General features: G+C 39.6%; 14 protein-coding genes. All 14 read left to right on the top strand.

All coding sequences use genetic code 11. The features are described from left to right. Nucleotides 1-2 precede the first annotated feature (2 nt). The 14 genes from BUB68_RS05345 (at nucleotide 3) to BUB68_RS05285 (ending at nucleotide 15,119) form a co-directional block, all read left to right on the top strand. Entirely contained in the window at nucleotides 3-941 is a 939-nt protein-coding gene (locus BUB68_RS05345) for a glycosyltransferase (protein ID WP_218587677.1), read from the top strand. Nucleotides 942-955: 14 nt separating this feature from the next. After that, entirely contained in the window at nucleotides 956-1,945 is a 990-nt protein-coding gene (locus BUB68_RS05340; protein WP_073088748.1) for a WaaS/CpsH family glycosyltransferase, read from the top strand. A 33-nt stretch (nucleotides 1,946-1,978) separates the two neighbouring features. Beyond that, nucleotides 1,979-2,761: an AAA family ATPase gene (locus BUB68_RS05335; protein ID WP_081371865.1), complete on the top strand. Its 783-nt coding sequence runs from the start codon at nucleotides 1,979-1,981 to the stop codon at nucleotides 2,759-2,761. After that, the gene (locus BUB68_RS14835; RefSeq protein WP_081371864.1) at nucleotides 2,758-3,159 is read left to right on the top strand and encodes an AAA family ATPase; all 402 of its coding nucleotides are present in this window, start codon (nucleotides 2,758-2,760) and stop codon (nucleotides 3,157-3,159) included. Before BUB68_RS05335 ends, BUB68_RS14835 begins: the two co-directional genes overlap by 4 nt. Then, nucleotides 3,152-3,958, top strand: a complete 807-nt coding sequence (locus tag BUB68_RS05330; protein WP_073088746.1) for a hypothetical protein — start codon at nucleotides 3,152-3,154, stop codon at nucleotides 3,956-3,958. The genes BUB68_RS14835 and BUB68_RS05330 overlap by 8 nt, the downstream gene beginning before the upstream one ends. A gap of 123 nt (nucleotides 3,959-4,081) precedes the next feature. Continuing rightward, entirely contained in the window at nucleotides 4,082-5,452 is a 1,371-nt protein-coding gene (locus BUB68_RS05325; RefSeq protein ID WP_073088743.1) for a mannose-1-phosphate guanylyltransferase/mannose-6-phosphate isomerase, read from the top strand. Between the two features lie 26 nt (nucleotides 5,453-5,478). Further along, nucleotides 5,479-6,834: a phosphohexomutase domain-containing protein gene (locus tag BUB68_RS05320; RefSeq protein WP_073088740.1), complete on the top strand. Its 1,356-nt coding sequence runs from the start codon at nucleotides 5,479-5,481 to the stop codon at nucleotides 6,832-6,834. 69 nt (nucleotides 6,835-6,903) lie between these two features. Beyond that, nucleotides 6,904-8,901 (top strand): DUF6492 family protein, encoded by a 1,998-nt coding sequence (locus tag BUB68_RS05315; RefSeq protein WP_073088731.1) that lies wholly within the window; start codon nucleotides 6,904-6,906, stop codon nucleotides 8,899-8,901. Between the two features lie 22 nt (nucleotides 8,902-8,923). After that, entirely contained in the window at nucleotides 8,924-9,658 is a 735-nt protein-coding gene (locus BUB68_RS05310; protein ID WP_073088728.1) for an FkbM family methyltransferase, read from the top strand. Between the two features lie 64 nt (nucleotides 9,659-9,722). Beyond that, nucleotides 9,723-10,601: a glycosyltransferase family 2 protein gene (locus BUB68_RS05305; protein WP_073088725.1), complete on the top strand. Its 879-nt coding sequence runs from the start codon at nucleotides 9,723-9,725 to the stop codon at nucleotides 10,599-10,601. A gap of 21 nt (nucleotides 10,602-10,622) precedes the next feature. After that, complete coding sequence (locus tag BUB68_RS05300; RefSeq protein WP_143188091.1) at nucleotides 10,623-11,600, top strand: glycosyltransferase family 8 protein; 978 nt, start codon at nucleotides 10,623-10,625, stop codon at nucleotides 11,598-11,600. A gap of 16 nt (nucleotides 11,601-11,616) precedes the next feature. Continuing rightward, nucleotides 11,617-12,360 (top strand): DUF4422 domain-containing protein, encoded by a 744-nt coding sequence (locus BUB68_RS05295; RefSeq protein ID WP_073088829.1) that lies wholly within the window; start codon nucleotides 11,617-11,619, stop codon nucleotides 12,358-12,360. Between the two features lie 179 nt (nucleotides 12,361-12,539). Further along, the gene (locus BUB68_RS05290; RefSeq protein WP_081371862.1) at nucleotides 12,540-13,568 is read left to right on the top strand and encodes a C-type lectin domain-containing protein; all 1,029 of its coding nucleotides are present in this window, start codon (nucleotides 12,540-12,542) and stop codon (nucleotides 13,566-13,568) included. 15 nt (nucleotides 13,569-13,583) lie between these two features. Further along, a complete protein-coding gene (locus BUB68_RS05285) occupies nucleotides 13,584-15,119 on the top strand; it encodes a family 43 glycosylhydrolase (RefSeq protein ID WP_073088718.1) in 1,536 nt (511 codons plus the stop codon). Nucleotides 15,120-15,196 lie beyond the last annotated feature (77 nt).

The following is a 15,196-nucleotide window of genomic DNA, read 5'->3' as shown; positions in this document are numbered from 1 at the left end:
AGATGGAATTGGAGAATCAAGAACTGCTATCCTTAGTTGTTCCTGTCTATAACGTGGAAAAATATTTAGACCGTTGTGTGCAGTCCCTGCTCAATCAGGCCTATAAAAATATTGAAATCATTCTGGTGGATGATGGAGCGAAGGATTCCTCTGGACGGATGTGTGATGAGTATGCGGCTAAGTATCCGCAGATCCGTGCCATTCATCAGGAAAATGGCGGGTTAGGGGCCGCCAGGAATACCGGGGTAAAGGCCGCTGTCGGCGGCTATATTGCCTTTGTGGACAGTGATGACTGGGTGAAGCCGGATATGTATAGCAGGTTGATGGCCGAGGCTCTGGCACATCCGGACGCGGATATGGTGAAGAGCGGGTATTGCGAAGCTAATGATCAGGAAGAATATTCTCAAACCCTGTTCCCAGGGGCGGCTTATCAGGAAATTACCGGGAAAGAAAATCTTTGCCGCTACTACGCCAAGGAATCCCCCTGGACAGTGGCCTGGAATACGGTTTACCGGCAGGATTTGGCGAAAAAGGTGGAATATCCTTCCCGCATTTATCATGAAGATGATTATGCATCCTTTTTCTACCTGTATTTCAGCCGCAAATGCATCATCATCAACGAACCTTTTTATTGCTACTACAGCAATCCGAACAGTATTGTTCGGGACCAGCGCAATCTGGCCCGGGAAAAGCGGGACAAAATCGAGGTGCTCCGGCGCTTGCATGAATATGCCTCCAAGCAGGAAATCCTGAAACGTTCCGGCATGGTCAGGAAATTACAGCATATGTGGGCCAAGGCCTATTATCATTGTATTCGTGATGATATGGAATATGATTGCATTTCCCGCAAGGTATTGAAAAAAGTTTATCACTGTCTTGACCTGCGGCGCAGCCTGCTGCTGCGCTATATGATACGGCGCCGGAAAATAAAAATCCTTTAAAGAGAGAAATCGACATGGAAAAATTAGCAGACCACCATATATTGGTGTTGGGCTGGCCTGTGCAGCCCAAACAGGCTTGGCTGGCAAACTATCCTTTTGTCACCGCTGACCGCATTTATCAGGAGGGCTTGCCCAGAAGGGAAAAACGCTGGATGAATGCGTCCTTTCACGCGCCCCAGTGGCTGCAGGGCATAAAAAAACTGAATCCGTCCCATTGGTATGGTGCCTGGCGGGATCATGTGGCTGAATATGATACCGTTATCATCATTGATGAAATTCGTGGGCGTGATGTATTCGAGTATATTCTGGCCCATAATCCTCATTGCCGGCTGTGCGTATTCTACGACTCGCCCATAAAGCCGGGCAGCAAACGTGACCCGTCTCATTATCGGGATTTACCTATTCATTTTTATACTTGTGACCGTAAAATCGCTGCTGATTATGGCTTGGAATTTTCCCCTTATTTTTACATCTTTTCACCCTATGATTTTGCTGAATATGATAAAATGGAGGCAAGACAGGAGAAGACAGATGTATTTTTCCTGGGGGAAGAAAAAGGTGACCGATTAGCCAAATTAGCCAGCTTGCGGGAACTTTTTGGAGAAGCCGGCCTTAACCATGATCTGCGTCTGGTCCGCAAACGGCATGGCCGCCGCTATACCAAGGCGGAGCTTGCGCAAACCACGGATTATATGTCCTATCCGGAATACATCCGGCATATGCAGCAGAGCAAAGCTATTCTGGAGCTGGTCTCCAATGGACAGACCGGAATAACCCAGCGACCTTATGAAGCACTGTTCTTCGGCAAAAAACTCATCACCACCAGTGAGGAAGTAAAAAAATATCCCTTCTATTGTGCCGAGAATGTCATGATTCTCAACGAGGATAAACCTGCTCAGGCAAAAGAATTGAGCCAGTTCATCAATACGCCATTGAAGCCTGTGGCAGAGGACATCAAAGAACAATTCCAATTCTGCGCCTGGCTGATGAGGATGCTGAAGTGACTTTTATATAACAAATTTCGTGAGGGCTTAGTTATGATTGAAAAGTTTTCAATAGATTTGTTTAAATCATTGCGCAATGTAACGTTGGAATTGAGTAATCTCAATATTTTTATTGGAGCAAACGGTGTAGGCAAAACAAATATATTAGAGGCGTTGGGAGTGGTTTCGGCAGCCAGCTACGGTGCTGTAGATGATGAATCTTTAATGAGGCGTGGTATCAGGCCCGGTGTGCCAAGATTATATAAAACATCCAATGAACGATATGAGACATCGCCGCATATTTCTTTTTTAGTTGAGAATGCAAGGTGTAGATATAATGTTTCCCTCCTGAATCCGCTAGATAATCCTTTGCCAAAATGGAACTTTAAGACGGAAAAAGTTTGGAGTAATGGAACAGATATATATCATCGTGGAGAAAATAGCAATATATCATCAGATATAGGTGGTATACCTGCTGTGTTAGCCTCAGAGACTATAGAGCCGCATGTGTTGGAATTCTTGTCGGATTTACGATCGTATGGACTTTATACACCAAACACCCCGGCATTAAGAGGAATGATGCCAGATATGCAATCCAGAGTCCCAGTGGGGTTGTCTGGAGGTGGATTGTCAGAAGGGCTGAGGGAACTGTTAGATTTAGCAGAAGATGATGATCGTATTGATGAGGCAATAGATAATGTGATATCCCTGTTTGATTGGGTAGATGGCATGGGGACATCGACACAGGATTCGAGAATAATATCTCCATCATTGCCGCGGACAAAACGGACAATTGTTTTCCGTGATGCCTATATGAAAAAAATTACAATAAGTTGACGGCTACAGATGCAAGTGAGGGAATACTTTACGTCATATTCCTGTTGGTGTTATCATTGTCTCCCAAAGGACCAAAGGTGTTTTCGGTTGATAATATTGATTCTGCGTTAAATCCTAGATTAATAAGGAGAATCATGGGGTTATTACAAACGTGGTTTTGGGAACTAATTCCTGAAAAACAGATTCTTTGTACAGCACATAATCCAGTGGTCTTAGATAGTTTAGATTTAACGGATAATCGGGTGGCTTTGTTCGTTGTAGATAGAGATTCTGATGGATTGACAGATGTTAGGCGTATCAATTTAACAAAAGAATTAGTGGAAATATCACAGAAAAACCATATGCCATTAAGCCAGATGTGGGTGGACGGGTATATAGGGGGCGTACCGAATGTCTAAATATAGAATTGGTATAATCGCTGAAGGCCCTACAGATATAAGTGTTATACAAGCTATCATTAAGAATGCTTTCCCGGATAAAGTATTCTTATTTGTTCCGATATCACCTACACCACAGGAATTGTCTATGCAAAAGAAAGATGAAAGTTTTGGTTGGGGCGGAGTTTATCGTGTATGTAAGAACTTACATGATAAACTACAAATAGCGGAAGGCGCTGGTGGAAAATTTGACTGTATCGTTGTTCATGTAGATGCAGATATTGCTTATGCAAAATACGGTGATATTGGAGAATTGAATCCTGTAATTGATAATCTTCCTTGTGGAAAAATTAAAGAAAGCTACGATGAAGTATGCGTAAAACTAGAGAAGATCCTGCTGGATTGGATCGGAGAAAAACGTGATGATATAGCACCATGTATACCTTATATATGCACAGAGACGTGGGTAGGCTGTTGGCTTTTTCCTGAACAAAGGGAAAGCGTGGCAGAAGATACTGAAGAACATGCGATATATGACCTTTTGTATAAGCTTGGTATCGGGAAAGCACAAAAAAATAAACGGATTATTAGAAAAAGTGAGGGCAGATTCAGAAAGTGCCCTAATGGCTATAATAATGCAGCAAAATTGTTGTCTGATAAAGGGTGGTATATGCTTGCGAATAAATATACGCAAGTACGTAGATTTAATGAAAAAAATGAAGGAAATTATAATCTGATTTTTTTTATTTTAAAATTTGTAGTATATAATAAAGATGGTAATGTGGTTATGTTAAGGTTGTTGAATAAATTAGATGATTAAAAGCCTTTAGTGTGATGATGTTTTTGATGATATGTTTTTTGCTTTTTACTTGCAAGTAGACGTTTGCTTATGATGCTGCCAAATAATAATTTGATTTTGTAAATGAGAAGGGACGATTAAATTTTGAAAGTCATAATTTTAGCAGGTGGTGGTGGCTCACGGCTGTTTCCGCTATCACGCCAGTCATATCCAAAACAGTTTCTGAAGTTAGAGGATGATAGTTCGTTGCTAAGCCATACAGTTTTGCGATTTATGTCTTTTGTGTCAGCAGAAGACATTATTATCATTACGAATCAGAAATATCTTTATCATGTGCAAAATGAGCTTAGCGAGTGTAAGGCGGAAGCAGTGCATATTTTATTGGAACCCGTGTCGCGAAATACAGCACCTGCGATTGCCTTGGGGGCAGCTTTCTGTAGAACAAAGCTTAATTGTGATGAAAATGAAGTTTTGCTAGTGGCCGCTGCAGATCATGTGATTCGACCGATAAATAAGTTTCAGAGTTGTGTTCGTAATGCTGAAAATATGGCAATGGCTGGGAAATTGGTTACTTTTGGAATTCCAGCTGAACGACCTGAAACAGGTTATGGTTACATAGAAACTGTGAAGGCTTTTAATAATATATTAGAAGTTGTTTCATTTAAAGAGAAACCTGATTTTGCTACAGCCCAAAAGTATATGTCGTCTGGAAATTATTTTTGGAATTCTGGGATGTTTGCATTTTCATTGCCTACGATTTATCATGAGATGATGTCCTATCAGCCGCAAATTGCACAACAAATGGAAAAGGGTTATGATGATATGTTGTATGATTTTGCCAGCTTGCCAGATATTTCTATTGATTATGCTGTATTTGAACAGTCGAAGAATGTGTGCATGATACAATTATCGTGCTATTGGAATGATATTGGATCTTGGGATGCCATGTATGATATTTTACCAAAAGATGATAATGGCAATGCGGTTAAGGGAGATGTTTTGGCTCTTGATTGCAAAGATTCACTGATTATGGGGCGCGATCGACTGATTGTTGGTATTGGTTTTGATGATTTATTACTAGTAGAAACAGATGATGTTATCGTTGTGGCTAAAAAAGGGGAATCTCAAAAGGTAAAAAATGTGGTGGATAAGCTTAAAGGCATGCATCGAAAGGAAGCTGATGAACATACTACTATTTTCCATGCTTGGGGGACGTCTTCTATAATTGGACAAGGACCAGGATATCGTATGAAAAAAGTTCGGATTATGCCTGGAAAATCGTTGTCGTTGCAGATGCATTACCATCGAACAGAACATTGGGTGATATTATGTGGTACAGCCGAGGTGGTACGAGGGGAAGAACATATGTTCATTCATGAGGAAGAATCTGTGTTTATTCCTCAAACTGTAAAACATCGTCTTTCTAATCCAGGAAAAATTCCTTTGGAATTGATTGAAATCCAAAATGGTACTTACATAAGTGAAGAAGACATTGTAAGATTTGCTGACAGATAATCGTAGATGTTGTGAGGAATAATTTTATGAGTTATTGCATAGATGCTTTTGGTGAATATGATATACGAGGTATTTATCCGCAGACAATTAATAAGGAAATAGCGTATCGTATTGGTAGGTTCTTTCCTATTTTGTTTAAAGCGAAAAAAGTTGTAATAGGAAACGACATTAGACTGTCTGGGCCGGCTTTGAAAACAGCTTTAATGAAAGGCTTGACTGAATCGGGATGTGATGTAGTTGACATCGGGCAATGTGGAACAGAAATGATCTATTTTGCCACGGTACATTTGGGGCTTGATGGAGGGATTATGGTTACTGCTAGCCATAATCCGAAGGAATATAATGGTATGAAACTTGTGAGCCAAAATGCCCAGCCAATTTCAAGAGATACAGGTCTTAAGAAATTGAAAGCACAGGTTTTTGATGCAAAGTTGCCAACTAAGACTGAACCCGTTGGTAATGTGAAAAAAATCGATATAACAGAGGAATATGTAAAGTATATTCTATCATATGTTGATATAAAAGAAATAAAACCTTTTAAAGTTGTAATCAATTCGGGGAATGGCGCAGCTGGACCAATTCTGGATGTTATGGAGAAATATTTGCCTTTTGAATTTGTGAAAATTCATCATAAACCAGATGGGCGGTTTCCTAATGGTGTTCCTAATCCACTATTGGTTGAAAACCGAGATGCAACGGCAAATGCAGTAGTGGCATCTCAAGCTGATGTTGGAGTAGCTTGGGATGGGGATTTTGACCGATGCTTCATGTTTGATGAAAATGGTAATTTCATTGAAAGCTACTATCTAGTAGGCTTCTTAGCAGAGTTTTTTTTACAAAAAGAACCGGGGGGAAGGATTATCTATGATCCACGTCTTACTTGGAATACTGAAGAAGTAGTAAAAAAGAATGGTGGCATATCTATAATGTCTAAAAGTGGCCATGCATTTATCAAGGATACAATGCGTAAGGAAGATGCTGTTTATGGAGGAGAAATGAGTGCCCACCATTATTTTAAGGATTTCTCCTATTGTGATAGCGGTATGATTCCCTGGCTTTTAGTGTTAAACCTGTTATCTAAAGTTAAAGGTAAGTCGTTTTCAGATATGATGAAAGAAAGAATTCGACGTTATCCTATTTCAGGTGAAATAAATATAAAGAGTGCAAATCCTGATGAGGTGTTAGAACGAATTGAGGCAGAATTTAGAACAAAGGGGAATATAACAAAGATTGATGGTCTATCTGTTGAATTAGAGGAATGGCGATTTAATTTACGAAAATCTAATACGGAATCATTGCTTAGATTGAATGTGGAAACTCGGCATAATAATGCTCTACTAAAGCATGTAACCGAAGATTTACTGACGCTGATTAGTAAATAATACAGTGATGTTGTTGATTATGATGTTATTATGCGAAATTATTACTTTGATAAGTTGGGAGGGTAATGTATGTCGAAAGTGTTGATTGTCGAACCACATCCATACCATTATGAAGTTCTGCCTAGTGTAGCATATTATTTTGCCCGTTTAAATTATGATATAACAATCTTGACACGAGAGAATTTTCAATCGGACGATTTATTCTTGTCATTTCCCAAAAAGTATAAAGTACGTTTTATAACTTATAGTGGCAATATGCTAAAAAGGATTCTTTTTCAGCCGGAAATAGCTGAATATGATTTCGTTTTTTTTAATAGCCTCGAATACTGGCATGATGGTAAGCGTGAACGTTTGCTGGATTATTTGGGCGGATATCCTGCAAGTAAATACGGAATAATGGGGATATATCATAATCCGTCTATGATCAACTTTAAAGATGATGACTTATTGAGAGAAAAAAGAATATTTGGTTTAACATCTTATTCAATTCGTGGTTATGATGTTCCTTTGCTAGCAGGATGTTATTTTGGCGAATTTTCAAATGATAAAAAAGAGAATATATCTACAACTAGATTGTTAATGATAGGTAATACTAATAAAAGCTGGATTGCTGAAATGGGGATAGCAAATTCTAATGCGCGTGATTTAGATTTTCGTATAAATAATATCAGTTCTGAAAAGAAAAATAGATTAATATGGAAACATGTTGATCATTATATAAAAAATAAAGTTAGATTAATTACTGGGAAGGGGATAAAATACCATAATGAATCATTGTCTGCACTTCGAAAAATAAACTTTTTAGGTAAACTGAGTTTTCAGGAAATGTTCAAATGTTTGATAGACACAGATTATGTTCTAATAGCTATAGACATGGATAAAGAGGAGAATCAAGATTTTTTAAATGGAAAGACTTCTGGATCTAAACAGTTGGCATTAGCTTTTGGTAAACCCTGTTTTATAAATGATAAATTAACTAAAGCTTTTCAGTTACCCCCAAATGCTGTTGTTACTTTTTCGAATAATAATCTATGCGAAGCTATTAATAAAATTCCATACCTAAATACAGATAAGTATTCAAAAATGTGCTTAGCAATGCGTGAATATAGAGATGAGGCTATTGCTGTTTCATTAGATAATTTGCACACTTCGGTATCTAAAAATACATGTGGTTCGGTAACAACACTACCTATTAATCTTACTGAATATAGTTTTGCTTTTTTTTGCAAGACATATCGCGATGATCTGGCTCGTTTTTCTAATATGCTAGAATCGTTCCATAAGCATAATCTGCAAGATGTGAGAATGTTTGTTTCGTGCCCGGAAAAGGAATTGTCACTATTTAAAAAGTATGCATCTGATACAGTGGAAATAATAACTGATGAATCATATGCGTCTAACTACATGGTTGCAAGAGGAGAGGATGGTTTAAGTAAAGGATATATTAATCAAGAGATTTGTAAATTAAGTTTTTGGGAAATATCGTCATATGATAATTACTGCTGCATAGATTCTGATAGCGAATTTATACGAGATTTCTACTATAGTGATTTTATGTATGATGCGAAAACACCATATAGCGTATTGGTGCAGGATAAGGATTTATCATGCGAATTAAATTATCAAAAATATTGGGATTATAGATATAGGAAAATAAAGGATATTTTTGATTTTATGCACTATGATGGCGATATATATAAGACGTGCCATGGCTTTCAGATTATGAATAATAAGGTTTTGACACATTTAAAACACTATTTACTTGAACATGATTTTGATTATGCGAAAGCTATAACTTATTCACCATTTGAATTTACGTGGTATAATGCTGCTTTACAAAAATTTAATGATATAGATATTTACGAAATAGAACCTCTATTTAAATGTTTTCATACAGAAAGAGAGTATATGCTATCTATTATTAAAAATCAAAATGCAGACGATTGGGCTAGGTCGTATGTTGGCTTGATTTTAAATTCAAATTGGCATAGAGGGGAGGCGTGTGAGACATTTTGGGAGAATGTGTTGCGATTAATTGGAAAATGTGTTAATAAAATTGTGAAATAGTTTTTATAATGGAGATGATGATATGAGTATTAAACGTCACTTGGATAAATTTAAGGAGTCAAGATATCAAAAGCAGATAATAAAAATGTATAAGGATGCAGGTGTTCGTCCGGCTAGTGATGGTCGTAGTATGGATATATACTGCGATATTATAAAAAACAATACTACGCTACAAGTGAAAAATGTTTTTGAATTAGGAGCCAATTATGCGCAGGATGCAGAACGAATAAGACATAATTTTGATTTGAAACCGATGGATGTATATGTGTTTGAAGCGCATCCTAAAATTGCCGATGCAATCAAGAGTTTTTATAAGTTTAATATATATAATCTCGCTATTTTTAACGAAAGTAAAATTATAGAATTGAATTTAGTTGATACAGATAATGATGCTAATACAGGTGTGTCAACGATGAAGAAAAGTCTGGTTTTTTCATTTGATAAAACCACTGAAGTAAAAGCTGTGCGTATGGATTATATGATGGATAAACTCGGTATTAGTCATATTGATTTTTGCAAGATTGATGTAGAAGGGGTTAACTGGGAAGCGTTGGATGGTTTTGGCGATAGACTAAAAGACGTCAATGCTATTCAAATAGAAGCTGAACATAATAATTGCTACGAGGATGAAAAACTGTGGCCGGATATTGTAGATATATTGGAGCGAAACGGCTTTTCTTTAATGCACTTTGAGCGTCATTACAATCAGTCGGATTCTTTTTGGGTACAAGATAGATTTATAAAGAGAGAAGTTTGATGTTGTGTGCTTAGTCGGGTAAGTTTATGTCAATATATATTGGATTATAAGGAGTATGCTGCTAATGATATCTGTAATACTACCTACATATAATAGGGCTAAATGGCTCTTGAAATCGATAAAAAGTGTTATAGAACAGGATTATCAAGAATGGGAACTTATTGTTGTTGATGATTGTTCACCAGATAATACAGGAGAGATAGTTAAAGAACTGGCAAAGACAGATGCACGTATAAGATATATTCGCAATGAGGTTAATAAGAAATTACCAGCTTCGTTGAATGTTGGTATGCGAAACGCTAAAGGTGAATATATAACATGGACATCTGATGATAATCTATTCAAATCAAATGCATTGTCGGTTATGATGAATGCAATGGAGCATGGACCGACGGATACGGGGCTGGTATTTGCTGAGTATGACAGAATAGATGAAGCGGGAAATAAAGTTCAAACATGTAATATCCCTGAAGATGTAAGGGAATTGTATTGGGAAAATATTATTGGATTTGCCTTTCTTTATAAAAGAGAGGTTATTGATAAAATAGGCTATTATGATGAAAATAAATTTCTCATTGAGGATTATGATTATTGGTTAAGAATTGCAGATTCCTATGATGTATTGCCTGTAAGACAATCTATATACGAAGCTAGATTGCACCCCGGAAGCCTCAGTGCAACCCGTGGTCGGGAAGTTCTGAAATGGAAAAGAAAAGTGCTTGAGGAGAATTTGAATAGAAAAGTAGATGAATATACAAAAAAGAATATATATGCAGAATTGGCAACGATAAGTTATAATTTGGATGATTTTTCAGAGATGAAACGGTATGTTGAAATAGCTAGAAATTCTTATCCTGATATCAAAATGTCTAAGAGGGTTAGGCGGGCAATGATTTTGGGTGATACATTAACTCGTATATACAAAAAGTTTCGCTCTATCTAAGTTTGAGTCATCACTTGGGAGGTGAGTATTATATTAGAAAATATGATAAGTTGTGAAGAACAAATTGGGTGTAAAGGAGAAAGTAGAGATAATCATTATGACGTAGTATTTACTGTTGATAAAAGCTTTACTCTTCCATTAGGAGTTGCGGTCACATCTGTGCTGATGCATAATGAAAATATCCATATTTATGTATTTATAGATGAATTTAATCCCGGAGAAAAAGAGCGGCTTATTAGTACGGTAGAAAAATTTTCTGTGCCGTTGACGATTTATTATGTGGATGCTTCAGGTTTTAAAAAATTCCCTATTCGTGGAGATTGGTCTGTGGCGGTATATTTTCGCTTTCTGGCCGCGGATGTTCTTATGGCACGTTGTTCGCGGATGTTATATGTGGATGCAGATGTTATCTGTCAGGGGTCGTTAGATGATTTGTTTCAAATGGATTTAGGTGAGAAGGCAATAGCCGCTGTGCCAGATCCGACTTATTTACAGAATAAAGACCGTGATGAATATAGCCGCAGGATAGGACATTCTGGTGATGGGTATTTCAATGCGGGAATCATGCTTTTGGACTTGCAGAAATGGCAAGATATGAATATTACCGAGAATGCTATGAAGATGCTGGATGATGACCCTGAAAAATATGTGCATGCCCAGGATCAGGATGTATTGAATGTATTGTTCGCCAATAAGGTGTATTGGCTGCCGGTCAAGTATAACACTCGTAATAATCCGGCTGATACTTATCCGGCTGATACTGCATTGATTCATTATAGCGGTTCGCCAAAGCCGTGGAAAGAGTTTTACTATTCTGCAGCATCCTGCTCGCCATTTGCAGAAGTTAAAGAACAATCTTTTTGGACTGATGAACAGATGCAACCGCCGGTTAAGCCTATAGAATATCGTTTTATGTCTCGTAAGTATGCTCGTCTGGGAAATTATGGCAAGTGGCTTATTTGGCAGATTAAATATATTGCACAAAAAATAAAAAATTGAGAGAGTGGGCATGTTGATGGATATAAAAATTTTGATTGCCATGCATAAACCGTATTGGCGTCCCAAGGATAAAGCGTATCATTCACTGTATGTGGGGGCCAGGGGCCGGGAAGCGGACTGGGCACAGCTTCGGGATGATGTGGGGGACAATATCTCTGCGAAGAATCCGAATTTCTGTGAGCTGACAGGATTGTACTGGGCTTGGAAGAATCTGGATTGCGAGTACATAGGCCTCTGTCACTACCGTCGTTACTTTATTCGGCGGATTCTGGGCATGAGCTTGCATATCTTCAATCATAAAGATTATGCCAAAGCCATGGAAAAATGTGATATAATGGTGCCAAAGTTCACTCGTTGTGAGCCATCTGTCTTTGAGCGTTACGCTCAGGCCCATCATGCGGAAGATATGATAAAGACAGGCGAAATCATTGCAGAGCTTTATCCTGAGTACAAAAAGACATTTGATGAGGTTATGGCTGGTTCGGAAACGTATTATTTGAATATGTTCTGTACCAGAAAAGATATATTCAATAATTATTGTGAATGGTTGTTCAATATCTTATTTACTTTGGAACAGCGGATTGATATCTCGGACTATGATGATTATCAGAAGCGTGTCTTTGGTTTTATATCTGAACGGTTGTTCATGGTTTTTATAAAACACAACAACTTGAAGGTGGGGCTTCAGGATGTTTATTATTTGGATAAGGGAGGTTGGCACAGGAAGGCCCAGTTATGGCTGCAAAAGAAAATTTATTGACAAAAGGTTAGCAGTCTTAAGAACTTGGGCAAAATATTCGATATAAGAATAGAGGATTTTTCACCTGATTGGAGAACTATGTAACTGTGCACTTTTTACTTTGTGGGAATATGATACTTGATACAGTGGAAGTCGAGATTAGAAAAAGTGTACGCGTTGGTTAGAAAGAGGGACCGAACATGATTAGAAAAAAATTATTAGGGATGTCATTGGCACTGCTGTTTTTGGGCGGTGTACCAATGGCCTATGCAGAGCCTGTTGAGGTGGATGCCGAAGGGCAGGCGGATATGGGCGACAATGATACCCGTATGGATGTGAAACAACGTGCCTTCAAGGATGCCAAGCGAATGGCTGTAGAGAGAGCTGGTACCTGGCTTACCAGCAGTACCGAAGTCGTAAATGGTGAGGTGACGAAGGATGAGATCGTTACCGCCGCCATTGGCCGTGTGGAGATTTTGTCCGGGCCGGAATATACATCAGATGCCAATATGTCTACCTGGCGTGCCAAAATAAAGGCTCGTGTGGATACCGCACAGATGGAGCAGATCATTAATGAATTGGCGGCCCGCAAACGGGCTGGTCAGGAAGTGCTCAGCCATGAACCAACGCATGCTCCCTTGTCGGTATCCATGGATGCCTCGCCAAGTGGTTACAGTGCACCGCCTGTACCAGTAGCACCGGCTCCCTATGCACCGGTTAGAGCGCAGACAATGACCTATGAAGATCGTATCAATACATCTACGGCTACGCCGGATAACTATGTGAACTATCCTGGGGTGGAGGCATTCAATGGTCATCATTACAAGGTGTTCAATACCGTAAATGTTACCTGGATGGAAGCACAGATGCTCTGTAAGGAAGCTGGCGGTCATTTGGCTGTCATTACCAGCAAGGAAGAATATGCCTTTGTCTGGGGATTGGTGCAGAAGAAGGGAACTAAGAACTGTTATTGGTTAGGTGCCCGCCGCGACAAGAACAATAACTGGAGCTGGGTGAATGGTGAGCCGCTGACCTTTACGAAATGGTCGGATAAGCAGCCGGATAACTGGGGCACGGAAGACGTATTGATGCTCTATCGTTTGCCCAATCCGATGGCTAAGAAGACCAAAGCTGGAGAATGGAATGACATCAATTCCGATGGCAGCTGCTTCGATGAACCCTTCTTTGGCAAGCAGAATTTTGGTTTGATTTGCGAATGGGATGCATAAATAGGAGTTGAGAATATGTTTTATACGAAGAAGAATTTGCGAAAGATAGCTCTGAGCATGATGGTTATGGGCGCACTTAGTGTGGGGAACTTCAGCAATGGGGATGTTTTCCAGCCCGTCATGGCGGAAGCAAACGCCTTGAAAAAGGATGTGCTGTTCCGTGATACCGTGGCTGATATGGTGAAGGGAGATGGCCTGAAACAGGGCGATAAGGTGAAGACTAGAGGCTTCTTTGCCAAAGGCGATGGCTTTGATGAAGAATATCTGATTCAGGACAAGGCTGGTGCCGTAGACGGTGATAGTGTCATCAAGCTGAATAACGGTCTGTTTGCCATCCGTACTTCGGGGGTTAAGGAGCTCAGTGGTTTCTTTGGCACGTTTTTCACGTCGAATGAGAACGTAAAGGCTGAGGCTTATTATACAAGTGACGGTGTTACCATGAAGTATGTTATGCCGTTAGAAGGCCAAGCCGGGCGTGATCCTTCCATCCAGTACCATAACCAGATGTTTTACCTGTGCTATGTAGAGCCAATCGAAACAGGCCGGACCTTCAGGATTGCCAAGACCCGTGATTTCAAGAAATGGGAAACGCGGGGCTATAATGTCATCGACCGGACAACGTTGGGGGCAGTATGGGCGCCGGATCTCTTTATCGATGATGATGGCAAGGCTTATGTGTACTTTGCAAAGCAGCGCGAAGAGAACAAGGAACCGACGCAATTCTTGATGGATCTTTACGTCAGCTCCTGCGATGATATTGAAAAGGGTGAATTTGGCCCTGCCGTGAAGATTGAGATGCCCAAACGCTCGGATTCCTATATCGATGCTCAGGTGCGCAAGATCAATGGCACGTACTATATGATTGCGAAGGATGAGAAGAAATACACGGATAACTACAATAAGGCTCCGTTGCTTCTGAAATCCACATCTCCGGTAAAGGGCTTCCAGGAAGTGGAAACGTGGCCGTTGCAGGCAATCAAGGGCTATGAGGGCTTCTCCTTCTTCAATGATAATGGCACGGTTTATATCTACGGCGACAACTATGCCAAGGATTTTGATCTGTCTCCGAAGTCCCGGGCTACTGTCTGGATGGTAGATGAAAGAAAGATCGAAACCGGTCCGTACAGTGCGGAATATTTGAAGAGCCCCAATACGCTGCGTCATGGTACGGTGATTCCGCTCAAGGACAATAATTACTTCAAGCGCATGCTGATCAATATGCATAAGTTCCCCTTCAAGGATAATGTGATGAAGGATGCTGACAAGGTAAAGGTCAGCCTGAAGCAATATTTGCCTGCCGACAGTGCCCAGAAGGATGTGAGTGAGATTGATAAGTTCGCTCCGGGTCAGGGCGTTGTTTATGAAGTGCCAAAGAAGCAGAATGTCGTCATCAAGAAAGTCATGAATGCTTATGGCGTTCCCAATATGCGTTTTGTGTTTGAGGATGCTAAATCTGGCAGCCTGGAGATAGAAGGAAAGAAAATTCCTGCGGACAAGAATGAGCATGTTTTCCAGTATGATAATGGAAAGTGGAACTATATGAAAAAATAAGCTGTTAAGGTGAGCTTGGGGGCCGTGGCTGCCAGAAAGGGTGAGTCTATATGTGGAAAATGGGAAAAATTCTTTTA

The sequence above is a fragment of the Pseudoselenomonas ruminantium genome, assembly GCF_900142515.1.
GTDB lineage: Bacteria > Bacillota > Negativicutes > Selenomonadales > Selenomonadaceae > Selenomonas_A > Selenomonas_A ruminantium_D.
This window is presented reverse-complemented; position numbering and strand designations above follow the sequence as displayed.

Coding starts and splice junctions, on each gene's coding strand:
- BUB68_RS05345 (WP_218587677.1), top strand. CDS start 3: ATGGAATTGGAGAATCAAGAACTGCTATCCTTAGTTGTTCCTGTCTAT.
- BUB68_RS05340 (WP_073088748.1), top strand. CDS start 956: ATGGAAAAATTAGCAGACCACCATATATTGGTGTTGGGCTGGCCTGTG.
- BUB68_RS05335 (WP_081371865.1), top strand. CDS start 1,979: ATGATTGAAAAGTTTTCAATAGATTTGTTTAAATCATTGCGCAATGTA.
- BUB68_RS05330 (WP_073088746.1), top strand. CDS start 3,152: ATGTCTAAATATAGAATTGGTATAATCGCTGAAGGCCCTACAGATATA.
- BUB68_RS05320 (WP_073088740.1), top strand. CDS start 5,479: ATGAGTTATTGCATAGATGCTTTTGGTGAATATGATATACGAGGTATT.
- BUB68_RS05315 (WP_073088731.1), top strand. CDS start 6,904: ATGTCGAAAGTGTTGATTGTCGAACCACATCCATACCATTATGAAGTT.
- BUB68_RS05310 (WP_073088728.1), top strand. CDS start 8,924: ATGAGTATTAAACGTCACTTGGATAAATTTAAGGAGTCAAGATATCAA.
- BUB68_RS05305 (WP_073088725.1), top strand. CDS start 9,723: ATGATATCTGTAATACTACCTACATATAATAGGGCTAAATGGCTCTTG.
- BUB68_RS05295 (WP_073088829.1), top strand. CDS start 11,617: ATGGATATAAAAATTTTGATTGCCATGCATAAACCGTATTGGCGTCCC.
- BUB68_RS05290 (WP_081371862.1), top strand. CDS start 12,540: ATGATTAGAAAAAAATTATTAGGGATGTCATTGGCACTGCTGTTTTTG.
- BUB68_RS05285 (WP_073088718.1), top strand. CDS start 13,584: ATGTTTTATACGAAGAAGAATTTGCGAAAGATAGCTCTGAGCATGATG.